Genomic DNA, 24,310 nt, shown 5'->3' with positions numbered 1-24,310 from the left:
AACCAAGCTGGCTGAGCGTCGTTGTAGGAAGTCTACAAGGACACGGCGCGGCCGAGGGTCGTCGTCGCGCTCTGGTCGGCGCGTGCTGCGCGGACGGTCCCGGGCGCCGCTCCGCCGGGCCCGGCGGTGGTCTGCGCTGGTGCGAGGCGGCCGACGACCAGCGCCGTCTGGAGGACGTACGCCTCGCGGGGGACCAGCGGATCCCAGCCGGTCACGTCGCAGACGCGGCGGAGCCGGTACCGGACGGTGTTCGCGTGCACGAAGAGGGCCCGCGCGGTGGCCTCGAGCGAGTGCCCGAGGCTGAGGTAGGCGGACAGGGTCTGTTCGAGCCCGTTGGAGGCCGCCAGGAGCGGGCGGTAGATGGTCCGGACGAGGGAGCGGCGCGCGGTGTCGTCGCCGGACATCACGCGTTCGGGCCACAGGTCCTCCGAGGAGACGGGGCGGGGCGCCCCCGGCCAGGCGCGGGCGGCCGTCAGCCCCGCGAAGGCCGCCTGGGCGGAGCTGCTGGCGGCGACGAGCGATTCCGCGTCGGGACCGAAGACGACGGCGCCGTCGCCGAAGAGCTCGCTGATCCTCGGGTAGGCCTTGGCCGGATCCTGCACGCCGCCCAGCACGAGGATGAGCCGCTCACCCTGGATCCCTACGAGGACGTCCTCGGCCAGGCGCCCGGTGACACGGCGCAGCTCGTTGAGGAAGCCTGCGTTGGGTTCCTGCGGGGCGCTGCCGACCATCACGGTGATCCGCGCCTGGGAGGTCCAGCCCACGGCGGCGATCCGGGAGCGCAGCGCGTCCGAGCTCTCGCCCCGCAGGATCGCGTCCACCACGAGTGCCTCGAGCCGGGTGTCCCAGGAGCCGCGGGTCTCGGCGGCCCGGGCGTAGACGTCGGCTGCGGCGAAGGCGACCTCCCGCGAATAGCGGAGGACGGCCTCGCGCAGGGGCCCCTGGTCGGCCGCGGGCGCGAGGAACGGCACGCGGTCCTCGACGACCTGCACCACCACGCGGATGAGCTGCAGGGCCTTCTGGAGGCTGATGGAGCGGGTGAGTTCCGTGGGTGCCGTGCCGAACACGTCGCTGAGGACCCAGGCCGGCGAGACGGGTTTCTGGTACCAGTTGACGAAGGACGCGATACCCTTCTGCGCCACCACGCCGAGCGCGGACCGTTCGTCGGGCCGCAGCCCGCGGTACCACGGCAGGTCGGCGTCGAGCTGCCGGAGCGTCGCGGTGGACAGCGAACCCATGGTGGCGCGCAGCTTCTCGACGGTCGCCGGATCCGGGGGAGCGGCGCCCGCGTTCGTCGCCCCGCCCGGGACGGGAGCGCTGGCGGGGACGTCGTCGGGCTGCGGCATCCTCCGAGCATACGGTCTCCGGCCGGACGCCCTCCATTTGTGTGAAGGCTACAAAAGGAAGGCGACGGCGGGAACAGGGGATGCTGTTCCCGCCGTCGCCCCCTGAGGACGAACCGGACCTACGCGTCGCCGCCCGTGTTGCCGGTGGTGCCGGCATTCACGTCGAGCAGACGGTACTTCTCGATGGCTTCCTTCGGCGCGTTCGCGTCGACCTCGCCGCGGCGGGCGAGCATCTCGAGCGCGCGGACGACGACGGAGTGGCTGTCGATCTTGAAGTACCGGCGTGCGGCCGCACGGGTGTCCGAGAAGCCGAAGCCGTCGGCTCCGAGGGTCGCGAACTCGTTCGGCAGGAACTGACGGATCTGGTCCGGGACCGCCTTCATGAAGTCGGACACCGCGACGATCGGACCCGTAGCCCCTTCGAGCTGCTGCGTGATGAACGGCTTGCGGGCGTCGGCGCCGGGGTTGAGGAAGGCTTCCTCCTCCGCGTCGAGGCCGTCGCGGCGCAGTTCGTTCCACGAGGTCACGGACCACACGTCCGCCGAGACGCCCCAGTCGTCGGCGAGGATCTGCTGCGCCTCGAGGGCCCACGGCACGGCGACGCCGGAGGCGAGGAGCTGGGTCCTCGGTCCGTCGACCTTCGCGGGCTTCAGGAGGTAGATGCCCTTGAGCAGGCCCTCGACGTCCAGTTCCTCCGGCTCGGCCGGCTGCTGGAACGGCTCGTTGTACACCGTGATGTAGTACATGACGTTGCGGAAGGACTCCGGCTTGTCGCCGATGTCCCCGTACATCCGCTCGAGGCCGTCGCGGACGATGTGCCCGATCTCGTAGCCGAACGCCGGGTCGTACGTGATGACGGCGGGGTTCGTGGAGGCGAGGATCGGCGAGTGGCCGTCGGCGTGCTGCAGGCCCTCACCGGTCAGCGTGGTGCGGCCGGCCGTGGCCCCGATGATGAACCCCCGCGCCATCTGGTCGGCTGCCGCCCAGATGGAGTCGCCGGTGCGCTGGAAGCCGAACATGGAGTAGAAGACGTAGATCGGGATCAGCGGCTCGCCCTGGGTGGCGTAGGCGGTGCCGGCAGCCGTGAAGGCCGCCATGGATCCCGCCTCGTTGATGCCGGCGTGGAGGATCTGGCCCTCGATGGACTCCTTGTAGGCGAGGACGAGGTCACGGTCCACGGACAGGTAGTTCTGGCCCTTGGGGTTGTAGATCTTCGCCGTCGGGAAGAACGAGTCCATGCCGAAGGTGCGGGCCTCGTCGGGGATGATCGGCGTGATGCGCTTGCCGAACTCCTTGTCGCGCATGAGGTCCTTCAGGATGCGCACGAACGCCATGGTGGTGGCGGCCATCTGCTTCCCGGAGCCCTTCTTCGCCGTCGCATACGCCTTCTCGTCGGGCAGCACGATCTCCGCGTGCTTGGTCCGGCGCTCCGGGACGTAGCCGCCGAGCTCGCGCCGGCGCTCGAGCATGTACTGGATCTCCGGGGCATCGGCGCCCGGGTGGTAGTACGGGGCGTTGTAGAGGTCGTCGTCGATCTGCTCGTCGGTGATGGGGATCCGCAGGTGGTCGCGGAACGCCTTCAGATCGCCGTTGGTGAGCTTCTTCATCTGATGGGTCGCGTTGCGGCCCTCGAAGTGCGGGCCCAGGCCGTAGCCCTTGACCGTCTTCGCGAGGATGACCGTGGGCTTGCCCTTGAACTCGGTGGCGGCCTTGTACGCCGCGTACACCTTGCGGTAGTCGTGACCGCCGCGCTTGAGGTTCCAGATCTCGGCGTCGGTGAGGTCCTCGACCATCGCCTTCGTCTCGGGCGACTTCCCGAAGAAGTGGTCACGGACGAACCCGCCGGACTCGGCCTTATAGGTCTGGTAGTCGCCGTCTGGCGTCTGGTTCATGATGTCGACCAGCGCGCCCTCGTGGTCCTTGGCGAGGAGCGAGTCCCACTCGCGTCCCCAGACCACCTTGATGACGTTCCAGCCGGCACCACGGAAGAACGCCTCGAGTTCCTGCATGATCTTGCCGTTGCCGCGCACCGGTCCGTCCAGGCGCTGCAGGTTGCAGTTGATGACGAAGTTCAGGTTGTCGAGGTTCTCGTTCGCCGCGAGCTGCAGCAGGCCGCGCGACTCCGGCTCGTCCATCTCGCCGTCGCCGAGGAAGGCCCAGACCTGCTGGTCGGAGGTGTCCTTCAGGCCGCGGTTGTGCAGATAGCGGTTCGACTGCGCCTGGTAGATGGCGTTCATGGGGCCGATGCCCATCGACACGGTCGGGAATTCCCAGAAGTCCGGCATGAGGCGGGGGTGCGGGTAGGAGGAGAGGGCGTGGCCCTCCTTCGACTTCTCCTGGCGGAACCCGTTGAGGTCCTCCTCCGTGAGGCGGCCCTCGAGGTAGGCGCGGGCGTACATGCCGGGGGAGGCGTGTCCCTGGAAGAAGACCTGGTCGCCGCCGCCCGGGTGGTCCTTGCCCCGGAAGAAGTGGTTGAAGCCGACCTCGTAGAGGGTCGCCGCTCCCGCGTAGGTGGAGATGTGGCCGCCGACGCCGATCTCCGGGCGCTGCGCCCGGTGCACCATGACGGCGGCGTTCCAGCGCAGCCAGGCACGGTACTTGCGCTCGATCTCCTCGTCGCCGGGGAACTCCGCTTCCTGATCCGCGGGGATGGTGTTGACGTAGTCGGTCGTCGTGACCATCGGCACGCCCACCGACTGGGCGCCGGCCCGCTGGAGGAGCGAACGCATGATGTACTGCGCGCGCTCGGTGCCCTGGACACGGATCAGTTCGTCGAGGGATTCGATCCACTCGGCCGTCTCCTCGGGATCCCCGTCGGGCTTGCCGACGGTCAGACCGCTCAGGATGTCCGCCGTACCTTGTTCTGCAGCCACGTGATGTCTCTCCACTTCCACAGATGATGTCTGTGTCGCTTAGTGCCTGCGCACGGCTCGTGGGCCCGCGCAGAGATGCATGCCCGGCGTATGCACCAGGGCCATAGTCGTTTCACTCTATCGCCGCCGTGGGTCCTATGCGTAGCGGGACCGGGGCAGTAGGGCAGATTATGCCGAGGGCATGCGCGGGGCCCGTCCCTCCGGGGGATCCGGGCACGCGCGTCGACGCCGTTACCCGAAATCCGCGCCGCTGGCTTGATGCTGGGCGCAGAAAGGTGTTGGCTGGTAGCCATGTACATCTATAGCAGGATCCGTCGGGCGACAGTCCGGTTCTTCCAGGAGGAGACAAGTGAGCGAGGCTGAGGCTGCCACCGTGGTCGACGTGGCAGGCAAGTTGGGTTTCAAGCAGGGGGATCTTGTCCAGGAACTCGGGTACGACGACGACGTCGACTTCGACTTCCGCGAAACCCTCGAGGACGGCATCGGATCCGAACTCCTCACGGAGGACGACCAGGAGGTCGTCGACGGTGTTCTGCTCTGGTGGCGGAACGGTGACGGCGATCTGGTGGACGCCCTGGTCGACGCCCTGACCTCCCTCGGCGGCAATGGGGTCGTGTGGTTGCTCACGCCGAAGTCGGGACGGCCCGGCTACGTCCCACCCGCCGATATCCAGGAAGCCGCTCCGACGGCAGGACTGCACTCGACGTCCTCCGCCGGCGTGTCCAAGGAATGGGCTGCCACCCGGCTCGTCAACCGCCGGAAGCAGTAGGACATGGTGCTCGACGTCGGGTCCGTCGCCCCAGGATTCGCGCTGGCCAACCAGTTCGGCGAGACCGTCACCCGCTCATCCCTGGTCGGCGGAGCCGTCATCGTCTTCTTCCCGTTCGCGTTCTCGCGGGTCTGCACCGACGAACTCGGGCAGCTCCGGGACAATCTCGAGCTGTTCGACGCCGCGGGCGTCACCCTCGTGGCCGTCTCGGTGGACCACAAGTACACGCTGCGGGCGTTCGCGGACGCGAACGACATCTCCTTCGACCTGCTGGCCGACTTCTGGCCGCACGGTTCGGTCACGCGCGCCTACGGTGCGTTCGACGAGGAGCAGGGGTACGCGGAGCGCATCAGCTACGTGCTCGACGGCGCGGGCGTCGTCCGCGCCGTCGTGTCCTCCCCCCACGGCCAGGGCCGGCCGATCTCCGACTACGCCCAGGCGCTGGGCTCGGTGGAAGCGGTCCTGTGACCGCTCCGGGTGGCGGCGTGCGGGTGCGCGACGACCTGCCCGGACCGGAATCGAACCCTGCGCTCGGGCTGACCGGCTTCGTCCGGGAGCCGCCCGCATCCGTCGTCTCGACCCTGCAGCCGGCCGAGCGCGCCCTGCTCGACGAGGCCGTCGCCCTGCTCGGCGGCCTGCGCCTCGCGATGCTGACCGCCGCGGGGCTCAGCACCGACTCCGGCATCCCCGACTATCGGGGCCCGCAGTCCGTGCCCCGCAATCCGATGACCTACCAGCAGTTCGTCGGCGACGAGGCCCTCCGCCGCCGCTACTGGGCGAGGAACCATCTGGGCTGGCGGCATCTGCGCCGGGCCGATCCCAATGCCGGGCACGCCGCCGTCGCGCGCCTGGAGCAGCGGGGCCTGCTGTCCGGCCTCATCACGCAGAACGTCGACAGGCTCCACTCCGCCGCCGGAAGCGTCAACGTCATCGACCTGCACGGGACGTTCGACCGCGTGGTGTGCCTGCAGTGCACCTCGTCCTTCGCCCGGTCCCGGATCGCGGAGATTCTCGAGGCCCTCAACCCGGGCTACCTCGAGCGGCAGTCCGACGCCGGGGACATCGCCCCCGACGCCGACGCCGACGTCGACGACACCGGCGACTTCCTCATGGCCCCCTGCCCGGTGTGCGGTGGGATGCTCAAGCCCGACTTCGTGTACTTCGGCGAGAACGTGCCCAAGAGTCGGGTGGCCGACGCGTACGCCATGGTGGACGACGCCGCTGCGCTGCTGGTCGCCGGGTCCTCGCTGACGGTGATGAGTGGACTGCGCTTCGTGCGGCATGCGGCGAAGGGCGGCAAGCCCGTCGTCATCGTGAACCGGGGGTGGACCCGCGGTGACGAGTTCGCCTCGCTCAAGATCGAGGTCGGCGTCTCCGAGGCCCTCACCTACCTCGCCGGAGAGCTGCCGGACCTCACACAGCACTAGGTAGTGCACCGCGATCTTTGCAGGTAGTCAACTCTGCGTGTGAGTAGTACCCACGCTGTCGGCAGCGCGGGCACGCCCGTAGCGTCGTTCCATCAGGTCTCTCGAGCAGGGTGGAACAATGCAGCACGCAACTCGGTCTCTTCTCATCGTCTTCGTAGCCGCCGCAGCACTCGTCGCGGCGCCCATGGTCCTGGAGGTGCAGGGCCGGACGGACGACGCCGTCGCGGTCGCCGCTCCTGCGACCCTCTCGCCGGCAGCGGCCTCGCCGTCGGCGGCACCGGCGGTCGCTCGGGTAGGCGCCCGGCCGACATCGGTCACCGTGCCTGACGCACCCGACGCAGCTCCTGCTGTTCCCGCACCGCCCGCCGCGCCGACGGACATCCCTGCGCCTGCCGCGCCGATGACCGCTCCTGTGATCGACGCGACGATGTCAGCTCCTTCGCTCGCCCCAGCGACATCCGTCCCTGCGCCGGCTGCGCCGACGAGCGTGCCTGCGCTCACCGAGCCGACGAGTGCACCAGCCCTCCCGGCGTCGGCCGCCCTACCGACGACCGCCCCTGCCGTCCCCGCGCCGAACGATGATCCCTCCGCCGTGCGCGGACCGGCCGAGGCCCCGGCGACCCCTCACCCGGCGGTACCGAGCCCGCTTCCTGACGGTGCCGCCCGGGGCGGCGATCGTCCGTCGGAGTTCCCGCCCGCGCCGTCCTACCCTCAGTGTCCCGTCACGGACGAGGGTGCCTGGCGGGCCGACCCCGACGATCCGCGTACCTGCCTGCGGCCGGGGTCGATGATGTTCCACGAGCCCACGCCTCCCGGCATCTCACCCGAGCTCCTCGAGCCCATCTTCGAAGAGCCGGTGCCCCTTTCCGCGGAGTAGGACCGTCGGGTGCCCGCAGCGGCACACCGTGCCATCGACAGCATCGGTGATCACCAGGGGACCTTTCGACGGCAGCACGCCGGCCGGCGTGACCGAGGCGCAGGGATAGGAACACCCGCCGGACCTCAGGCTAGAGTGGACGGCGTGCTGGGACGGCGGGAGTGGAATCGGAGAACGGCGATCCTCGTGGTGGGCGCGAGCATGCTGGCGCTGTGCATCGCGGCCCGCAGACTGGGGCTCGGCGTCGACGACGACGGCGGGCCGCCGGCCTTGTGGCTTGCCCTGCTCTTCGTGATCGGTGCGTCGCTGGTGTCGATCGTCCTGGTCCAACGGCTGATCGAGATCCTGACGAAACGCTGACCGGCAGCAGTCGTAGGGTGGTGACGCGAACCCACCCGACTACTTGTCCGGCTGCACATCAGGTCGAGTAGCGGCTTCTCGGGTGGGGCCCCTGCCCGGCGGCTACCGTCGACCCATGAGCTATACAGAGCATCGGTGCCAGTGTTGCGGAGAGGTCTGCGAGACCCTCTTCTGTCAGGACTGCCAGGCTCACGAGAGCGGAGTCGCATACTGACCGCAGCCGTGGATCTGGAGCAGAGAAGGAGCCCCGCAGGTGCGGGGCTCCTTCTGCGTTCTCGATCGGTTCTGGTGAGTCCGGGCCAGGATGATGCTGAGGTGCTGCCGTCGTCCGCGAATGTCACCGCTGCCCGCGGACGGCTCCGGCTACGGCTGTGCAGTAGTCGGCCATAGCGGACGGATGCCAGGCAGCAGTGTGGGCCCTCCGGATGAAGTTGTTCGCACGCCTGCCAAGGTGATTCTCCTCGGCTGATTATCCCCGACACAGTGACGAAGGTGTCCGGAAGGTTAACGGTGGGTGATAATGAGATGGACATCTTGATAATGGGGGGATCATGGCGGCACTCATCCGCCGCGCCATTCGTGCGCTTCTACATCCGAGGACCTGTCTGGAATGCGGGCAGCCAGTGGATATCGGCTACTTCTGCAGCACGGCTCACGAGGACAATTATCAGTCCTTGAACAACTGGTGACCGGTGCGGGCACAATTCCTGACGGGCGCAAACGCAAAAACCCCGTCACTCCGGGGAAGCTTCCCTGGCGTGGCGGGGTTTTCGGTGGTGGGTCCTACCGGGATCGAACCGATGACATCCACGGTGTAAACGTGGCGCTCTACCAGCTGAGCTAAAGACCCTCACGTGAGGCCGGAGCCGGTCCGGCCTGCATCACGAGGATCGACTATACCGGCTCGCCGATCACCGGCGCCAATCCGCCGGGGGTCTACTCCTCGGCGGCGAGCTGGCCGCAGGCACCGTCGATCTCCTTGCCGCGGGTGTCGCGGAGCGTCGTCGGGATGCCGGCGTCACGAAGCCTGTTGATGAACTCGGTGGAGACACTCTTCTCGGAGGCCGTCCAGATGGATCCCGGCGTGGGGTTGAGCGGGATCGGGTTGACGTGCACCCAGCCGCGTCCTCGCTGGTTGAGCTTCTTCGCCAGCAGGTCGGCCCGCCAGGGGTGGTCGTTCATGTCCTTGATGAGCGCGTACTCGATGCTCACGCGGCGCCCGGTGACCCGGTAGTAGTTGTATGCGGCGTCGAGGGCCTCGTCGACCTTCCAGCGCGTGTTCACCGGGATGAGCTCGTCGCGGAGCTCGTCGTCGGGCGCGTGGAGGGACAGCGCGAAGGTGACGGGGATCGATTCCGCGGCGAGCTTGTTGATCGCCGGCACGAGGCCGACGGTGGACACCGTGATGTTGCGCGCGGACATGCCGAGGCCCTCGGGGGAGTCGTCCACGAAACGGTGGAGGGCGGCCATGACGCGCTTGTAGTTCGCGAGCGGCTCGCCCATGCCCATGAAGACGATGTTGGTGACCCGGTCGGCGTCGTGCCCGCCGTCCGTGCGCAGGTCGCCGAGGGCGCCCTCGGCGAGGGCGCGGTTCGCTGCGACCACCTGATCGACGATCTCCGCCGTCGACATGTTGCGCGTCAGCCCCGCCTGGCCGGTGGCGCAGAACGGGCAGTTCATGCCGCAGCCGGCCTGCGAGGAGACGCAGAGCGTCACCCGGCCGGGGTAGCGCATCAGCACCGACTCCACGAGGGCGCCGTCGAAGAGGCGCCAGAGGAACTTGATGGTGTCCCCGTTGTCGGTCGTCAGGCGCTTCACCTCGGTGAGCAGCGGGGGGAACATGGCCGCGACGAGTTCCTCACGCCCGGCCTTCGGCAGATCGCTCATGGCCGCAGGATCGGTCGTGTAGTGCGCGAAGTAGTGCGTGGACAGCTGCTTGGCGCGGAAGCCCTGGTGCCCGAGCTCCTTCAACCGCTCCTGCCGCTCGGCCAGCGTCAGATCCGCCAGGTGCACCGGCGGCTGGCTGACCCGCGGGGACTTGAACTGCAGCAGCGGTCTGCCGTCGCTGGAGACGATCGGCTCGGCGCCCTCCACCTCCGGACGCACCTGGGGGCGCGAGGAAGCAGGGGCAGGGGCTGTGGGGGTAACGGTAACGTCGGACATCATTATCATTCTTTCACGGATGGCACCAGCGTCCCAGCCGGTGCCGCGGTTGACGGCTCCCCGGGGGCGCCGGTCCGGCGACATATGACGTGGCGTGCGGGTGCGGGTATGGCGGCCCGCAGCGCCACGGTAATAGTGTGAAAGAGACCGGAGGCGCCGCGCGGCAACGCGCCCGAAGCCCCGGCACATGCAACGCGATGCATGCAGTTGACCAACGACGGAGAACACATTGAGCGCACAGATCGGCGTCACAGGCCTGGCAGTCATGGGAGCCAACCTGGCCCGCAACCTGGCCCGCAACGGCTACACCGTGGCCCTGCACAACAGATCCATCGAGAAGACGGACTACCTGCTGGAGAAGCATGGCGGGGACGGCGAGTTCATCCGTACGGAGACCATGCAGGAGCTCGTGGACTCGCTGGAGAAGCCGCGCCGGGTACTCATCATGGTGAAGGCGGGTGCGCCGGTGGACTCCGTGATCGATTCGCTGGTGCCGCTGCTGGAGCCCGGCGACATCGTGATCGACGGCGGCAACTCGCACTACGAGGACACGCGCCGCCGGGAGGCGGCCCTGGCCGCCCACGACCTGCACTTCGTCGGCGTCGGCGTTTCCGGCGGTGAGGAGGGAGCCCTCCTCGGACCGTCCATCATGCCCGGCGGATCCCGCGAGGCCTACGACTCGCTGGGCCCGATGCTCGAGAAGATCTCCGCCAAGTACAACGGGGAGCCCTGCTGCCGCTGGATCGGCACGGACGGCGCCGGGCACTTCGTGAAGATGGTGCACAACGGCATCGAGTACGCGGACATGCAGGTCATCGGGGAGGCCTTCGATCTCCTGCGCTCCGGGGCGGGCATCGAACCGGCCGATCAGGCGAAGATCTTCACCGACTGGAACAGCGGGACGCTGTCCTCGTTCCTCATCGAGATCACCGCCGAGGTGCTCGGCCACACGGACGCACGCACGGGCAAGCCGTTCGTCGACGTCGTCGTCGATGCCGCCGGGCAGAAGGGAACCGGCCGCTGGACCGTCGTCTCGGCGCTGGCACTGGGCAGCCCGACCTCGGGCATCGCCGAGTCCGTCTTCGCGCGCGCCCTGTCCTCCCAGACGGAACAGCGCGTGCTGGCCCAGGGCATCCTGCAGGGCCACGAGGGCACCGTGGAGCTGCCGGAGACCTTCGTCGAGGACGTCCGGCTCGCCCTGTACGCCTCGAAGCTCGTGAGCTACGCGCAGGGCATCGACATGCTGACGGCCGCGGCGAAGGAGTACGGCTGGGACCTGAGGCTGGATGAGATCGCGTCCCTGTGGCGGGCGGGCTGCATCATCAGGGCCGAGCTGCTCGACGACATCATGAAGGCCTACGCCGTCGCCGAGGAGCGCCCGGCCAATCTCCTGCTGACCCCCGCGTTCGCCGAGGCGATCGCCGGCGCCGTCCCGGCCTGGCGGCGGGTGGTCGCCACCGCCGTCCAGCTCGGTATCCCGGTGCCGGTCTTCTCGGCGTCGCTGGCCTACTACGACGGCCTGCGCCGCCCGCGCCTGCCGGCCGCCCTGACGCAGGGCCTGCGCGACCTCTTCGGCGCCCACACCTACAACCGGGTGGACGGCGAGGGCACCTTCCACACGCTGTGGGGCGAGGACAGGTCCGAGATCGAGGCCGTCGACACGCACTGACGCACACGCGAGGACGACGGAAGCCCCGGACCGAGGTCCGGGGCTTCCGTCGTCCAGGCGGGGCGTCAGATGTAGATCGCCGGGTCCACGTACTCCGCGGGGTCGACGGCCGGCTGGGTCTCGCGGCGCGAGTCCCGGTGGCGGAACGTCGCCGGGATGCCCGTGATGATGGAATCCGGCGGGGTGTCCTTGACCACGACGGCGTTCGCGCCGACCGCGCTGCCGGCACCGATGGTGATGGGGCCGAGGACCTTGGCGCCCGCCCCGATCGTGACCCGGTCGCCGATCGTGGGATGGCGCTTCACCGGCGCGAGCGAGCGCCCGCCCAGGGTGACGCCCTGGTAGAGCATGACGTCGTCGCCGATCTCCGCGGTGCTCCCGATCACGATGCCCATCCCGTGGTCGATGAAGAACCGGCGACCGATCGTCGCCGCCGGGTGGATCTCGACGCCGGTGAGGGCGCGCGCCAGCTGGGCCAGCGCGCGGGCCGGGAACCGCAGCCGCTCGTTCGCCCACATGCGGTGGGTGAGGCGATGGACCCAGATGGCGTGCAGCCCCGAGTACACGACGGTGGTCTCGAACGGGCCACGCGCCGCCGGGTCGTGGGTGCGCGCGGTCTCGAGGTCCTCATGCAGTCGTTGGAGAAAGCTCACCGGGTACCTTTTCGTGGAGTGGTCGGGTGCAGGCGTCGGGATCAGCCGCGGATGTCGTCGAAGAGGAGCGTGGAGATGTAGCGCTCGCCGAAGTCGCACACGATGGCGACGATGAGTTTACCGGCGTTCTCGGGGCGCTTCGCGAGCTCGAGCGCCGCCCAGACGATGGCTCCCGACGAGATCCCGCCGAGGATCCCCTCCTTGCTTCCGAGTTCCCTGGCCACCCGCACGGAGTCGTCCACCGTAGCGTCCATGACCTCGTCGTAGATCTCGCGGTCGAGGTTCTCCGGGACGAAGTTCGCGCCGAGCCCCTGGATCTTGTGCGGGCCGGGCGCGCCGCCGTTGAGGATGGGGGAGTCGGCGGGCTCGACGACGACGATCTGCACGCCGGGCTTGCGCTCCTTGAGGACCTGGCCGACGCCGGTGATCGTGCCGCCGGTGCCCACGCCGGCCACGAAGATGTCCACCTCGCCGTCGGTGTCCTCCCAGATCTCCTCGGCGGTGGTGGTGCGGTGGATCGCGGGGTTCGCCGCGTTCGCGAACTGCTGCGCCCAGATGGCGTTCTCCGTGGTCGCGACGATCTCCTTGGCGCGGTCGACGGCGCCCCGCATGCCCTCGGACCCGGGGGTGAGGACGATCTCGGCGCCGTAGGCCCGGAGCATGACGCGGCGCTCGGTGGACATGGTCTCCGGCATGGTCAGCACCACCTTGTACCCGCGTGCCGCCCCCACCATCGCGAGGGCGATGCCGGTGTTGCCGGAGGTGCCCTCCACGATCGTGCCGCCGGGGCGCAGGGCGCCCGCCTTCTCGGCGGCATCGATGATGGCGACGCCGATGCGGTCCTTGACGCTGTTGGCCGGGTTGTAGAACTCGAGCTTCACGGCGACCTGCGCCCCGAGTCCCTCGGTCAGCCGGTTGAGGCGGACGAGGGGGGTGCGTCCGACCAGCTGGGTGACGTCGTCGTAGATCTTTGCCATGGGGGCCTGCCTTTTCGGAGGTGGTGTGTCGGGGAGGAAAGGGTGATCGAGGGTGGCGTCGGCGCGCCCCCGGGGCGACGGCGGTCAGCCTAACGGCCGGCGGCCGGTACCCCTACGCGGCCAGCCACTGGGCGTAATACTTCCGCGCCTTCGCGAGCTTCGGGTTGATGATCACCTGGCAGTAGCCCTGCTCGGGATGCTTGGCGTAGAAGTTCTGGTGCCAGTCCTCGGCGATGTGGAAGTGCGGGAGCCGGCTGACCTCCGTGACGATCGGGTCCTTCCAGCTCTCCTGGTTGCGGCGGATCGCGTCCTCGAAGAGTTCCTTCTGCGCGGCGTCCTGGTAGTACATGACACTGCGGTACTGGGTGCCGACGTCGTAACCCTGCCGGTTCAGCGTGGTGGGGTCGTGGGACACGAAGAACATGTCCAGGATGACGTCCTCGGGAACGATCTCCTCGTCGAAGGTCACCGCGACCACTTCGGCGTGCCCGGTGATTCCCGAGCAGACGCTGTCGTAGTCAGGGTGCCTCGTGTGGCCCCCGGTGTAGCCGGAGACGACCTCCGTCACGCCACGGGTCTTCTGGTAGACGGCATCGAGGCACCAGAAGCAGCCCCCTCCAAGCACGAATGTCTTCATGACTGTGTCAATGCGCGCCACGTGCCGATGATTCCCGCGCCTGTTCCGCCGTCGGTGGACGGCCCGGACTTGGCGGGCCCGACGGCGGCGGGTATTACTGGTGTCATGGACCCCAACGAGCGCGACGACGTCCCGACCGATCGTGCCCGGACGGCGGTCCCGACCGTCGGCGAGGTGCTCCTCGCCATCGAGGAACTCTGGCCCGAGAGCCTCGCAGAGGACTGGGACGCGGTGGGCCTGGTGGCCGGCCGGTCCGGCAGGCCGGCGGACAAGATCCTCTTCGCCGTGGACCCCACCGCGGCCGTCCTCGACGAGGCGCTCGCGTGGGGGGCGACGATGATCGTGTCCCACCACCCGCTCCTCCTCAAGCCCGTCTCCTCCGTCGCCGCGTCGGGCTTCAAGGGGGACGTCGTCCATCGGCTGATCGAGGCGGGCTGCGCCCTCGTCACGGTCCACACCAACGGGGACAGCGCGGTCGGGGGAGTGTCCGACGTCCTGGCGGACGCCCTCGGCCTGCGGGACGCGCAGCCCCTCGCGCCGGCGGCACGCGGGCTGCCCGAGGAGGGCATCGGGCGGGTCGGGGACCTCGATGCGCCGGTGACGCTCGGCGACTTCGCGGAAGTGGTCTTCTCCATCCTCCCCGCCGTGGCGGGCGGCGTGCGCGTCGCCGGCGACAAGGACGCCCTCGTGCGGCGGATCGCCGTCTGCGGCGGCGCGGGTGATTCCCTGTTCGACTACGTCCGGTCGAGCCGGGCCGACGTCTACGTGACCGCGGACCTGCGACACCACCCGGCGTCGGAGGTCCGGGAGGCGGCGGGCGGGGCCACGCCCTACCTGATCGACGTCTCGCACTTCGGCAGCGAGTGGCTGTGGCTGACACCTGCCGCCGAGGCCCTCGCCCAGGTCCTCACCGATCAGGGCTTCACCGCGGACATCCGGGTGAGCGGGGTCAACACCGACCCCTGGGACTTCGTCCTCACGCCCGGCCACTGACCACAGCTTGTCGACGCCGTACCTGACGCCCGGCCGGGCGGCGTGGTCCGGGCGGCATGGTCCGGGCCGTGTGGCCTAGGCTGGGACGACGCCCCCGACCGCTCGTCGTGCCCCATCCGTTCCCATCCTGGAGGTTTATCGTGGCCAAGGCTGCACCCGAGGAACAACTCCGCCTGCTCGATCTGCAGGCCCTCGATTCGACCCTCAACAAGCTCGCCCGCCAGGCCGCCGCCGCGCGCAGCAATCCCGAGATCGGGACCGTCGCCGGACGGGTCGCGGAGGTCGACGCCGAACTCGTCCGGGCGACCACCGAACTCGGCGACCTGCAGCGCGAACTCACCCGCGCCGAGGACGAGGTCCAGTCCGTCGTCACCCGTCTCGAGCGCGACGAGAAGCGGCTCAACAGTGGAACCGGGACCTCGAAGGACCTGACGGCGCTGCAGCACGAGGTCGTGACCCTCACCAAGCGGCGGTCCGACCTCGAGGACGTGGAACTCGACGTCATGGAGCGGGTGGACACGGCGAAGGCCGCGCAGGCCGAGGTGCAGGGACGCACCGACGGCGTCCGAGCGGAACTCAAGGCCCTCGAGGACGCGCGGGACGCCGAACTGGCCGACGTCGACGCGCAGCGCACCCGCGTGCAGGTGCAGCGGGACGAGCTCGCCGCCACCTTCGACGCCGGGCTGCTGGCGATCTACGACCGCATCCTGGCCCGTCGCGGCGTGGGTGCGGCGCGACTCTTCCACGGCAAGTCCGAGGGCTCGGGCATGCAGCTGAGCCCCGGTGACCTCGCCGACATCTCCGCCGCCGCACCTGACGACGTCGTCTTCTGCCCGGACTCGGGCTGCATCCTCGTCCGCTCCGGCGACTGGGAGAAGCAGCAGCCGTGACGGATCAGCAGTTGTTCGACCCCTACGCGCAGGACGAGGAGCAGGACGGGGGCCGCCCGCGGCAGGACCTGCCCGCGCGCCTCGTCGTCGAGGCCGACGGCGGATCGCGCGGCAACCCCGGGCATGCCGGCTACGGCGCCCTCGTGCGCGATCCCGACACCGGGCGCATCCTCGTGGAGAAGGCCGCCTACATCGGCAAGGCCTCCAACAACGTCGCCGAGTACTCGGGCCTCGTGTCCGGGCTCGAGCTCGCCCGGGAGCTCAACCCGCAGGCGGCCGTGCACGTGAAGATGGATTCCAAGCTCGTCGTCGAGCAGATGTCCGGGCGGTGGCAGATCAAGCACGCCGACATGCGGGTCCTCGCGGCCAAGGCGCGGAAGGTCCTCGACCCGCGGCGCGTGACGTACGAGTGGATCCCGCGTGAGCGCAACAAGGACGCCGACCGCCTCTCCAACGAGGCGATGGATGCCGGGATGGCCGGCGTCGACTGGAAGCCCCGCGGTGCGGCGGCGTCCCCGTCGAAGGCGTCGGGGGCCTCCCCGGCGACACACGACGCCCCGGTGCAGGAGGCGCCCCGCCGCGTGGGTCGGCTGCACCACGTCGAGGTGTGGACGAACGATCTCCCCGCCGCGGACGCCAGCCTGGGGTGGCTGCTCGAGCGCCTCGGGTTCCCCCGCAAGGAGTCGTGGAAGGACGGCGTGAGCTTCGGCTCGGAGGAGTTCTACGTGGTCCTGGAAAGCGGGCCGGACATCGCCGCCGGCGGCCACGACCGCCGTCGTGCCGGGGTGAACCACCTCGCGTTCCGCGCCGGCACACGCGCCGACGTCGACCTCATGGCCCGGCGCGCAGCCAGCCACGGGTGGACCCTGCTGTTCGCCGACCGCCACCCGTTCGCGGGCGGTCCCGACCACTACGCCGCGTACCTCGAGAACGCCGAGGGGTTCGAGGTGGAGCTCGTCGCCGACTGACGGGCCCTGGTGTGTCGTACCCGGGAGGGATGCCACCGCCCACCGACACGCCCTTCTGGGTGGGCATGGAAGATCATGCCCAGCGAGGAAGCCGTGTCGGCGGGCTCCCGGGTGGAAGGGCCGGTCAGTCGAGGACGATGTTCAGTTGCGCGGGCTTCCGCGTGGTTGCCGGCTCGAGGTCGGCGGTCCACTTCTCGCGGGCCGCGCCGAGCAGTGCGTCCGGGGTCGCAGGCGCCGCGCCGCGCCGCGTGAGCAGGTGCCGGGCGAGCTCGCCCCGCGTGTGCTTCGCGAAGTGGGAGACGACCGTCCGCTTCCCGTTCCGCATCTGGAACACATTGACGGCGGCACTCTGCGGCGGCGGCGGGGCCCAGGCCGCCGCATAGGTGCTCGAGCGGCAGTCGACGATCAGGCCCTCCCCTGCGTGGTGTGCCAGGGGAGCGGCGAGGTGCTGCCGCCAGTAGGTGGCCAGGCGCCCCGTGCCGGGGAGATCGACGGACATGGAGAGGCGGTAGGCCGGGATCCGGTCGCCGAAGCCCACGGCCCCCCACAGGGCGGACACGACGACGCACCGCTCCCTTGCCCTGCGTCGCTGCACGGCCGTCATGCCCGCGTAGTCGAGGGCGTCGTACAGGACACCCGAGTAGATGTCGTGGGCCGGAGCGGCGGGGGCGACGTCGAGCACCAGGTTCCGTGCCACGTCCTCGGCGAGGGACGCCCCGACGCCGAGCACCGCATGCGCGTCGTCGGCGGCGCTGGCGGCCCGGAGTGCGTCGAGCACGGCTCTGCGCGCGTCGTTGAGGTCGGGGAAGTGGAGATCGTCCAGGTGGAGGGGAGCACCCGTACGGGCTGCGGACTTGCCTTCGGACGGGGGGAGCAGGATCAGCACCGATCCACTGTATCCAACGAAGGCAGGGCGTCCGCGCACGGCCGACGGCGGGCTCCCGACCGCCTAGACTGGGACGTGGATGGGTCGACCAGGCGGCCGCGTTGGACGGTGCGAGAGCATCCGCTCCACCGAGGAACGTCCGGGCTCCGCAGGGCAGGGTGGTGGGTAACGCCCACTCGGGGTAACCCGCAGGCCAGTGCCACAGAAAAGAGACCGCTCCCGTTACAGGCTTCGGCCGGTGCGGGCAGTAAGGGTGAAAAGGCGGTGTAAGAGACCACCAGCGTGCCGGGTGACCGGCACGGCTCGGTAAACCCCACCCGGAGCAAGGCCAGACAGTGCACGTTCGAGGGCTGCCCGCCCGAGTGCACGGGTAGGCCGCTGGAGGGCGTCGGCAACGGCGTCCGTAGATGGATGGCCGCTACTCGCCCGCCGGCAACGGCGGGCGATGACAGAACCCGGCGTATCGGTCGACCCATCCCTCGACTTCTTCCACGCGACGCCGCCGCGCTCTTCGGCGCGTCACACAGTGTCGCCGGGCCCCGCTCGTCCTACTGTGTGAACATCGCCGCGGGTCTCGGATGCGTGCGCTGCGGTACGAACGGGTCGGCCTACTGCTGGGGCTTCGGGGTCGGCCCGTTCATCACGGCGGGTCCGTGGTGAACGTGCCGTGCTCGTGTAACGGCCCCCCATGCCCGGTCTCAAGAGGCAGGGGGGACCGCCGGCGTCTATAGCCGCCTCGGAAGCTCATCGACCGCGGTATTGCTGGGGGAACGGCCGCGGGACGAACTCCCTCCTCCATGGTGCGCCTTCCGCCGACCGCGCTGCAATCGCGCAGGGCCCGGCTAAGCCAAGGGAGAAATCAGGACCGACGGCGCCCACTTCGTTGCCGGGGTGAATGATTATCGGCGGGGTCCGTGGACTCGTCAAGACCCGGTGCAACACTGACGGGTTGTGGCCCCCGCACGCCGATGGTCCTAGGGTCCGGGGCTTAGGGTGATCGGATGAGCACTGGGGGCACTGCCGAACGACACCTGTTGGTGCGCAATGGGAATTTCCGCGCGCTGATGGTCTCCAGCACGTTCGGGGTGCTCGGTAACGCCGTCGCCGCGGTGGCGCTGCCCGTGATCGCAGCGGTCGAGCTCGACGCCAGCAACTTCGAGGTCGCCGCTCTCGCCGGCATGACCTTCCTGCCCTGGCTCCTCTGCGGGCTGCTCATCGGCGTATGGGTGGACAGGTTGCCGCGGAAACCGGTGATGCTCGTATCCCTCTCCGTGCGCGTCCTGGTGCTCGCCCTCCTGCCTCTCGGTTACTGGTTCGGTTTCCTCAGCACCCCGCTGCTGTTCGTGGCCGCCTTCGTCGCGGGGGTGGCCGGCGTCTTCTTCCAGCTCGCGGACGCCGCCCTCGTCCAGCAGGCCGTCACCGCGGACGAGCTCATGGAGGGCAACGGCCTGATCACGGGCTCCGGCGCCGCCGCGGACGCGGCCGGACGGTCCGCCGGGGGCTGGCTCGCCGGTGCCGTGGGCGCCTCCAACACGCTGATCGTGCAGCTGACGACGTCGGTCATCGCGCTCGTGGCCGTCCAGCGCCTGGATGTGAAGGAGATCGTCCGCCCGCGGAGCGACCATCGGATCGTCCGGGAGATGTGGGACGGCTTCTGCTACACCTTCAGCACCGCCCCGCTGCGCGCCCTCCTGCTCAACGCCGCACTCTGGAACCTCGGCGGCAACATCTCGGCCTCGCTGCTCGTGCTGCTGGTGCTGAGGACCCTGGGGGAGTCGGAACTGTGGCTCGGTCTGCTGCTGGCGGCGTCGTCCATCGGGGGAGCCGTCGGTGGGGTCACGGCGAACTCGCTGGGCGAGCGCTTCGGCTCCGGGCCGCTGTGGCGGTGGTCCATGGTGCCCGGGGTGCTCGGCTACGCCTCCCTCCTCGTCCTGTCGCCCGGCGTCGGGATGCTGTGGGGCATCCTCGGCATGTTCGTGATGGGCGCGAGCGTGTCCTGGAACATCGTCGTGGGCACCAGCTTCCGCCAGCGCGTGTGCCCCCCGGACATGATGGGCCGCCTCGGCGCTGCGTCCCGCACGGTGAGCTGGGGCATGCTCGCGCTGGCAAGCCTGCTGGCGGGGGTCCTCGCGGAGACCGTCGGCATCCGCGAGGCCGTCCTCATCGGCGTCCTCATCGCATGCACCGCACCGCTGGTGGCCCTGCTGGGGCCGCTCCGGGGTGTGAAGCGGCTGGAGGACCTCGCCGAGGCGCCGGCGCCCGCAGCGCGGGCCGAGGCGACGCGGAACCCCTGACGCCGGAGGGCCGGGACGCTCCCGGCTAGTGGCCGAACGGGTCCGGATCCACCCCGGGCATCCAGGTGAGCCCGGGGATGCCCCAGCCGTTGTTCTTCATCGCCTTGCCCGCCTTGCGTCCCTGACGGTTGTTGAGCCGATCCACGAAGAGCTTGCCGTCGAGGTGGTCGTACTCGTGCTGCATGCAGCGGGCGAACCAGCCCGTGGCCTCGAACTCGACGGGCACGCCGTCGCCGTCGAACCCTGACACACGCGCCCAGTCGGCCCGTTTGAGGGGGAAGGACTCGCCCGGGACGGACAGGCAGCCCTCCGCCTCGTCCTCCGGATCGGGGTCGGACCCGGGGATCTTCGAGGTCACGATCGTCGGGTTGACGAGGACGCCGCGCGGTGCGACGTCGTCGTCGTTCTCCATCCCGTACACGAACACGCGCAGCCCCACGCCGATCTGTGGTGCGGCGAGGCCCACCCCGTTGGCGACGTCCATCGTCTCGAACATGTCGGCGATGAGGGTGCGCAGCGCGCCGTCGAACGCCGCGACGGGCAGGGCACGCCGGTGCAGGACCGGCTCGCCGGCGATGGTGATGGGGTGGACGGTCATGGAACCTACCTGTTCTGGGTGGGGCGGTCGGCGATCGACCGGCCGATGGACTCGCGCATGATCTCGCTCGTCCCGCCGAAGATCGTCAGCAGCCGCGCGGCGAGGAACGCCTGCGAGACCGGGTATTCGAGGATGTACCCGTAGCCGCCGTGCAGCTGGAGGCACCGGTCCGTGATGGACTTCGCCCGCTCGCTGGCCCACAGCTTGGCCTGCGCGGCGGCCGTGGGGGTCAGCGTGCCCGCGTTGAAGGCCAGCACGGCCTGGTCGACGAAGGTCTCCGTCACCTGGACCTCGGTGAGGATGTCGGCGAGTACGTGGCGGGTGTTCTGGAAGTCGAGGACGCGCTCGCCGAAGGCGCTGCGCTCGGTCACGTACCGCAGGGTCTGCTCGTAGGTGGCCCGCGCGAGCGCCGCGGAGGCGACGGCGATGCCGAGGCGGCCCTGCGGGATCTGCTCGAGGCTGTAGCGCAGGCCCTGGCCCACCTCACCCACGAGGTCGGCCCCGGGCACCCGGACGCTGTCGAAGAAGAGTTCGGCGGTGTCGGAGGCGCGCAGGCCCATCTTGTCGAGCTGGCGGCCGGGCGCGTAGCCCTCGCCCTTGCGCACCATGAAGAGGGAGAACGAGTCGCTCGAGCCGCGCCCCGAGCTGCCGTCGGTGCGGGCGAGCACGAGGGACGCGTCCCCGCTGATGCCGTTGCCGATGAACACTTTCTGGCCGGAGATCAGCCAGTCGTCGCCATCGCGCACGGCCTTGGTCCGGATGCCCCGCAGATCGCTGCCGGCTCCCGGCTCGGTCCAGGCGCAGGACGTGACGATCTCACCGGAGACCATGCCGGGCAGCCACCGCTCCTTGAGGTCGTCCGAACCGTAGGCCAGCAGGTGCGGGAGGACGAGGTCGTCCTGCAGGTGGAACGCGAGGCCGACGGCGAGGTGGTTGCTCCGGGCGAACTCCTCGTCCAGCACCGTACGGAACCGGTAGTCGGGCATCCCTGCGCCGCCGAAGTCCTCCGGGACGGCGAGCCCGAGCAGCCCCTGGTCGCCGGCCGCGGTCCAGACCGAGCGGTCCATCAGGTGCTGCCGGTCCCAGTCCGCGTAATGGGGGGCGACGGCGCGATCGTTGAACTCGCGGGCGACATCGCGGAAGAGCTCGTGATCTTCTTCGAACACTGTGCGTTCCATGACGGAAGTCCTTCGTATGCTCGCAGCCCGGGCACATCCGCGCTCCGGGGCCTGGGCTTGATGGGGCCTAAATGACGTATGCCGCCCCGGACGATCTCCGGGACGGCATACGTGGTCAGCGACGTTCCTGACGACTGAGGGTGAGTAACGGGGCTTGAACCCGCGACCTCCTGGACCACAACCAGGCGCTCTGCCAACTGAGCTATACCCACCACGTGTCTCCGCAGGGCATCCCGGGTCCGGATGACCGGCCGGGCTGTCTGGGAAAGGCAGCGGAAACAAGTTTACACACTTTTCGGTGTGCTCCCGACCGCGGCGGACGCCGTCAGGACACGATCGTGCGTGCGATGTCCTTGCTGGTCGCGGAGTCGGGACCGGGGGAGGGGACGAAGACCGCCGACCGGTAGTACCGCAGCTCCCGGATCGAATCCTCGATGTCGCCGAGGGCCCGGTGTCCGCCGGTCTTCGGGGGTGACTGGAAGTAGGCCCGCGTGTACCAGCGGCGCGCGAGTTCTTTGATGGTCGACACGTCGATGACCCGGTAGTGCAGGTGGTCGATGACGAGCGGCATGTCCCGGACCAGGAAGTTCCGGTCCGTGCCGACCGAGTTGCCCGCCAGCTGGGCCTTGCGGGGCTCCGGCACCCAGGCCTTGATGTACTCGAGGACCTGCCGCTCGGCGTCCTCCATCGTGATGCCGCTGTCGAGTTCCTCCAGCAGGCCCGACGTCGTATGCATCGTCCGCACGAAGTCGCCCATCTGGGCGAGGGCCTCGGGCGTGGGCTTGATCACCACGTCCACTCCGTCGCCGAGGACGTTGAGCTCGGAATCCGTCACCAGGACGGCGACCTCGATCAGGGCGTCGTTCGCGAGGTCCAGTCCCGTCATTTCGCAGTCGATCCAGACGATGGGGTCATTCGATATCGGCATTCGACCAATGTACCGCCCGGCACCCCCGCTTCCGTGTCCGACGCCGCCTCCTGCGGTCCGGGGGACTGCGGCGCGGATCCGGCCCCGGCGCGGCGCGGCCCGACGGCGGCGTGCCCCGGGCCCGATGCTAATATTCGAACAGTTCGCTCAGGGTTGCGGGGAGATCTGGGAGACCCTGCGCCGTCCGGCACGGGCACCGCTCGCGGGTCGCCCGCCGTCGGGTCGTCATCGGCCGTCAGCCTGAGGACCGGGCGTTCGACGCCGACTTCTGCTTGCCGACGATTGGATTCCCCCGATGCCCGCCCAGGTCCCGCTCTCCGACGTCGCGACGCAGCGGGGCCCGAACCGGCCGAACATCGCCATCGTGCAGGGCTTCATCGGTTCCCTGCTGATGTGGATGGGCTCGCTCGGTGTCGGCTGGCTGTCACTGGCGTCGGCGGAGTTGCGGCGCACCCCGATCATCATCTGGCTCCGGTTCGAACCCGCTGGTGCCGTGCTCTCCGTCCTCCTGCTGGCGCTCGGCGGGATGCTTCTCGTCCGGTCCTGGCTGCGACTGGGCCAGCGGCTCGACGGCTGGTCCGACGACACGAGACCGTACGTGCTGACGGCGATCGTGGCGTGGACCATCCCCCTGGCCGCATCCCTGCCCCTCTTCAGCCGCGACGTGTTCGCCTACATCGCGCAAGGCCAGGTCATGGTGGCCGGGCTCAACCCCTACGTCGACGGGTACTCGCAGATCTCGAACTACCTGCAGATCGGCGCCGACGACCTCTGGGCACAGAGCCCCACCCCCTACGGGCCGGTCTTCCTCTGGATCGAGGAGGGCATCGTCAGGATCACCGGCGGCAACCCCGACACGTCGATCATCCTGTTCCGGGTGGTCGCGCTCCTCGGAGTGGCCCTGTGCGTCTACGTGGTCCCGAAGCTCGCAGCCCTCCACTCCATCAACGCGAACCGCGCCCTGTGGCTGACCGCCGCGAACCCGCTGTTCCTCATCAATTTCGTCGCAGCGATCCACAACGATGCGCTCATGATCGGCCTCGCCCTGGCCGGCCTGTACCTGGCCGCGACGAAGCGGCCCGTCCTCGGGATCCTCCTGATCACGCTGTCCGTCGGCATTAAGCCGATCACCCTGATCTTCCTGCCCTTCGTCGGCCTGATGTGGGCGGGCAGGGGGGCCTCCTGGCCGCGGCGTTTCCTCTACTGGTTCCTCACCGCCGGGATGTCGCTCGGCATCCTCTGGGTCATGGGGTACGTGAACACCTTCGGCTTCGGGTGGGTCGGCGCCCTCAGCACGCCGGGCAGCGTCTGGATCTGGTACGCGCCCGTCGGCTTCATCGGGCTGGTCATCGCATCGCTCGGCGACGCCGTAGGCCTGCCCGGCTGGGACCTCGCCGGCGTCTTCCACACACTCGCCCGGGTGGCGTCGCTCGTGATCATCGCGCTGCAGGTCTTCCGCGGCGATCACAGCCGCCTCGTCCGCCGCCTCGCCATCGCCTTCGCGGCCATCGTGCTGCTGGCGCCGATGATCCAGTCCTGGTATGTCGTGTGGCTGATCCCGCTCTTCGCGGTGACGGGGATCCGCGACGACTGGCAGGTGAAGTTCCTCTACTTCACCGTCGCGTTCTTCATGGTCTACGCCATCACGGACCAGCTCGACATCTTCCCGTACTTCGAGATCAGCCTCATGATGGCGCGGCAGATCGCCGGCGTGATCGCCCTCGGCTTCGCGCTCTACCTCGTGTTCGTCGACCGGAGCACGAAGGTCCTGTTCCTCCGCCGATACCGGCCGGCGGCGCCCGGCCTGATGCACTGACTCCGTGC

The 24,310-nt window shown here is 69.5% G+C and carries 21 protein-coding genes, 2 tRNA genes and 1 other RNA gene; 12 read left to right on the top strand and 12 right to left on the bottom strand.

Going from position 1 to position 24,310, the window contains the following annotated elements:
• Positions 1-32: 32 nt before the first annotated feature.
• The gene (locus C4K88_RS00995) at positions 33-1,346 is read right to left on the bottom strand and encodes a PucR family transcriptional regulator (protein WP_104119780.1); all 1,314 of its coding nucleotides are present in this window, start codon (positions 1,344-1,346) and stop codon (positions 33-35) included.
• A 119-nt stretch (positions 1,347-1,465) separates the two neighbouring features.
• Positions 1,466-4,219 (bottom strand): pyruvate dehydrogenase (acetyl-transferring), homodimeric type, encoded by a 2,754-nt coding sequence (gene aceE, locus C4K88_RS00990; RefSeq protein WP_104119779.1) that lies wholly within the window; start codon positions 4,217-4,219, stop codon positions 1,466-1,468.
• 349 nt (positions 4,220-4,568) lie between these two features.
• On the opposite strand from aceE, the gene C4K88_RS00985 reads away from it, so the two are divergent.
• From C4K88_RS00985 to C4K88_RS00965, 5 genes are all read left to right on the top strand, one after another.
• The gene (locus tag C4K88_RS00985; protein ID WP_104119778.1) at positions 4,569-4,988 is read left to right on the top strand and encodes a DUF3052 domain-containing protein; all 420 of its coding nucleotides are present in this window, start codon (positions 4,569-4,571) and stop codon (positions 4,986-4,988) included.
• A gap of 3 nt (positions 4,989-4,991) precedes the next feature.
• Positions 4,992-5,456, top strand: coding sequence for a redoxin domain-containing protein (locus C4K88_RS00980; protein WP_104119777.1), 465 nt, complete (start codon positions 4,992-4,994; stop codon positions 5,454-5,456).
• Positions 5,457-5,524: 68 nt separating this feature from the next.
• Positions 5,525-6,415, top strand: coding sequence for an NAD-dependent protein deacetylase (locus C4K88_RS00975; RefSeq protein ID WP_438502323.1), 891 nt, complete (start codon positions 5,525-5,527; stop codon positions 6,413-6,415).
• Positions 6,416-6,533: 118 nt separating this feature from the next.
• Complete coding sequence (locus C4K88_RS17265) at positions 6,534-7,292, top strand: hypothetical protein (RefSeq protein ID WP_167398937.1); 759 nt, start codon at positions 6,534-6,536, stop codon at positions 7,290-7,292.
• 135 nt (positions 7,293-7,427) lie between these two features.
• Positions 7,428-7,652: a hypothetical protein gene (locus C4K88_RS00965; protein WP_104119775.1), complete on the top strand. Its 225-nt coding sequence runs from the start codon at positions 7,428-7,430 to the stop codon at positions 7,650-7,652.
• Positions 7,653-8,426: 774 nt separating this feature from the next.
• Here C4K88_RS00965 and C4K88_RS00960 read toward each other — a convergent pair.
• Together C4K88_RS00960 and rlmN are read right to left on the bottom strand one after the other, a co-directional pair.
• Positions 8,427-8,502 (bottom strand) — tRNA-Val (locus C4K88_RS00960).
• Positions 8,503-8,588: 86 nt separating this feature from the next.
• The gene (gene rlmN / locus C4K88_RS00955) at positions 8,589-9,818 is read right to left on the bottom strand and encodes a dual-specificity RNA methyltransferase RlmN (protein ID WP_241521648.1); all 1,230 of its coding nucleotides are present in this window, start codon (positions 9,816-9,818) and stop codon (positions 8,589-8,591) included.
• A 226-nt stretch (positions 9,819-10,044) separates the two neighbouring features.
• Here rlmN and gnd point away from each other — a divergent pair, with 226 nt between their 5' ends.
• Positions 10,045-11,484 carry an NADP-dependent phosphogluconate dehydrogenase gene (gene gnd, locus C4K88_RS00950; RefSeq protein ID WP_104119773.1) on the top strand — a complete coding sequence of 480 codons (1,440 nt, stop codon included), beginning with the start codon at positions 10,045-10,047 and terminating at the stop codon, positions 11,482-11,484.
• A gap of 65 nt (positions 11,485-11,549) precedes the next feature.
• Here gnd and epsC read toward each other — a convergent pair whose 3' ends face one another.
• From epsC to msrA, 3 genes are all read right to left on the bottom strand, one after another.
• On the bottom strand, positions 11,550-12,137 hold the full coding sequence (epsC, locus tag C4K88_RS00945) for a serine O-acetyltransferase EpsC (RefSeq protein WP_104119772.1): 588 nt from the start codon (positions 12,135-12,137) through the stop codon (positions 11,550-11,552).
• Positions 12,138-12,178: 41 nt separating this feature from the next.
• Entirely contained in the window at positions 12,179-13,114 is a 936-nt protein-coding gene (cysK, locus tag C4K88_RS00940) for a cysteine synthase A (protein WP_104119771.1), read from the bottom strand.
• A 112-nt stretch (positions 13,115-13,226) separates the two neighbouring features.
• A complete protein-coding gene (msrA, locus tag C4K88_RS00935) occupies positions 13,227-13,751 on the bottom strand; it encodes a peptide-methionine (S)-S-oxide reductase MsrA (protein ID WP_104119770.1) in 525 nt (174 codons plus the stop codon).
• Positions 13,752-13,856: 105 nt separating this feature from the next.
• Here msrA and C4K88_RS00930 point away from each other — a divergent pair, with 105 nt between their 5' ends.
• The 3 genes from C4K88_RS00930 (at position 13,857) to C4K88_RS00920 (ending at position 16,602) form a co-directional block, all read left to right on the top strand.
• Positions 13,857-14,744, top strand: a complete 888-nt coding sequence (locus tag C4K88_RS00930) for a Nif3-like dinuclear metal center hexameric protein (RefSeq protein WP_104119769.1) — start codon at positions 13,857-13,859, stop codon at positions 14,742-14,744.
• A gap of 140 nt (positions 14,745-14,884) precedes the next feature.
• Positions 14,885-15,634 (top strand): zinc ribbon domain-containing protein, encoded by a 750-nt coding sequence (locus C4K88_RS00925; protein ID WP_104119768.1) that lies wholly within the window; start codon positions 14,885-14,887, stop codon positions 15,632-15,634.
• Positions 15,631-16,602 (top strand): reverse transcriptase-like protein, encoded by a 972-nt coding sequence (locus tag C4K88_RS00920; protein WP_241521647.1) that lies wholly within the window; start codon positions 15,631-15,633, stop codon positions 16,600-16,602. The genes C4K88_RS00925 and C4K88_RS00920 overlap by 4 nt, the downstream gene beginning before the upstream one ends.
• 124 nt (positions 16,603-16,726) lie before the next feature.
• On the opposite strand, the gene C4K88_RS00915 is transcribed toward C4K88_RS00920, so the two are convergent.
• Positions 16,727-17,488, bottom strand: coding sequence for a YaaA family protein (locus C4K88_RS00915; RefSeq protein WP_104119767.1), 762 nt, complete (start codon positions 17,486-17,488; stop codon positions 16,727-16,729).
• Positions 17,489-17,568: 80 nt separating this feature from the next.
• Between C4K88_RS00915 and rnpB the strand changes: the two genes are divergently transcribed.
• Together rnpB and C4K88_RS00905 are read left to right on the top strand one after the other, a co-directional pair.
• An RNA gene (gene rnpB, locus C4K88_RS00910) (RNase P RNA component class A) lies at positions 17,569-17,967 on the top strand.
• A 522-nt stretch (positions 17,968-18,489) separates the two neighbouring features.
• Positions 18,490-19,782, top strand: a complete 1,293-nt coding sequence (locus C4K88_RS00905; RefSeq protein ID WP_104119766.1) for an MFS transporter — start codon at positions 18,490-18,492, stop codon at positions 19,780-19,782.
• A 25-nt stretch (positions 19,783-19,807) separates the two neighbouring features.
• Here C4K88_RS00905 and def read toward each other — a convergent pair whose 3' ends face one another.
• The 4 genes from def to orn form a co-directional block, all read right to left on the bottom strand.
• Positions 19,808-20,380, bottom strand: a complete 573-nt coding sequence (gene def / locus C4K88_RS00900; protein ID WP_104119765.1) for a peptide deformylase — start codon at positions 20,378-20,380, stop codon at positions 19,808-19,810.
• A 5-nt stretch (positions 20,381-20,385) separates the two neighbouring features.
• The gene (locus C4K88_RS00895; RefSeq protein WP_104119764.1) at positions 20,386-21,558 is read right to left on the bottom strand and encodes an acyl-CoA dehydrogenase family protein; all 1,173 of its coding nucleotides are present in this window, start codon (positions 21,556-21,558) and stop codon (positions 20,386-20,388) included.
• A gap of 139 nt (positions 21,559-21,697) precedes the next feature.
• Positions 21,698-21,770, bottom strand: a tRNA-His gene (locus tag C4K88_RS00890).
• Positions 21,771-21,883: 113 nt separating this feature from the next.
• Positions 21,884-22,486, bottom strand: a complete 603-nt coding sequence (gene orn, locus C4K88_RS00885; protein ID WP_104119763.1) for an oligoribonuclease — start codon at positions 22,484-22,486, stop codon at positions 21,884-21,886.
• 295 nt (positions 22,487-22,781) lie between these two features.
• Here orn and mptB point away from each other — a divergent pair, with 295 nt between their 5' ends.
• Positions 22,782-24,302 carry a polyprenol phosphomannose-dependent alpha 1,6 mannosyltransferase MptB gene (mptB, locus tag C4K88_RS00880; protein WP_104119762.1) on the top strand — a complete coding sequence of 507 codons (1,521 nt, stop codon included), beginning with the start codon at positions 22,782-22,784 and terminating at the stop codon, positions 24,300-24,302.
• Positions 24,303-24,310 lie beyond the last annotated feature (8 nt).

The organism is Arthrobacter pityocampae (assembly GCF_002927275.1).
Classification (GTDB): Bacteria; Actinomycetota; Actinomycetes; order Actinomycetales; family Micrococcaceae; genus Arthrobacter_D; species Arthrobacter_D pityocampae.
Note: the sequence above shows the minus strand (reverse complement) of the source record. Positions and strands in the feature narration are given on the sequence as shown.

What these genes read in the sequence shown, in the direction of transcription:
- C4K88_RS00995 (WP_104119780.1), bottom strand. Translation starts at nt 1,346, where the DNA reads ATGCCGCAGCCCGACGACGTCCCCGCCAGCGCTCCCGTCCCGGGCGGG.
- C4K88_RS00980 (WP_104119777.1), top strand. Translation starts at nt 4,992, where the DNA reads ATGGTGCTCGACGTCGGGTCCGTCGCCCCAGGATTCGCGCTGGCCAAC.
- C4K88_RS17265 (WP_167398937.1), top strand. Translation starts at nt 6,534, where the DNA reads ATGCAGCACGCAACTCGGTCTCTTCTCATCGTCTTCGTAGCCGCCGCA.
- rlmN (WP_241521648.1), bottom strand. Translation starts at nt 9,818, where the DNA reads ATGATGTCCGACGTTACCGTTACCCCCACAGCCCCTGCCCCTGCTTCC.
- cysK (WP_104119771.1), bottom strand. Translation starts at nt 13,114, where the DNA reads ATGGCAAAGATCTACGACGACGTCACCCAGCTGGTCGGACGCACCCCC.
- msrA (WP_104119770.1), bottom strand. Translation starts at nt 13,751, where the DNA reads ATGAAGACATTCGTGCTTGGAGGGGGCTGCTTCTGGTGCCTCGATGCC.
- C4K88_RS00930 (WP_104119769.1), top strand. Translation starts at nt 13,857, where the DNA reads ATGGACCCCAACGAGCGCGACGACGTCCCGACCGATCGTGCCCGGACG.
- C4K88_RS00905 (WP_104119766.1), top strand. Translation starts at nt 18,490, where the DNA reads ATGAGCACTGGGGGCACTGCCGAACGACACCTGTTGGTGCGCAATGGG.
- def (WP_104119765.1), bottom strand. Translation starts at nt 20,380, where the DNA reads ATGACCGTCCACCCCATCACCATCGCCGGCGAGCCGGTCCTGCACCGG.
- C4K88_RS00895 (WP_104119764.1), bottom strand. Translation starts at nt 21,558, where the DNA reads ATGGAACGCACAGTGTTCGAAGAAGATCACGAGCTCTTCCGCGATGTC.
- orn (WP_104119763.1), bottom strand. Translation starts at nt 22,486, where the DNA reads ATGCCGATATCGAATGACCCCATCGTCTGGATCGACTGCGAAATGACG.
- mptB (WP_104119762.1), top strand. Translation starts at nt 22,782, where the DNA reads ATGCCCGCCCAGGTCCCGCTCTCCGACGTCGCGACGCAGCGGGGCCCG.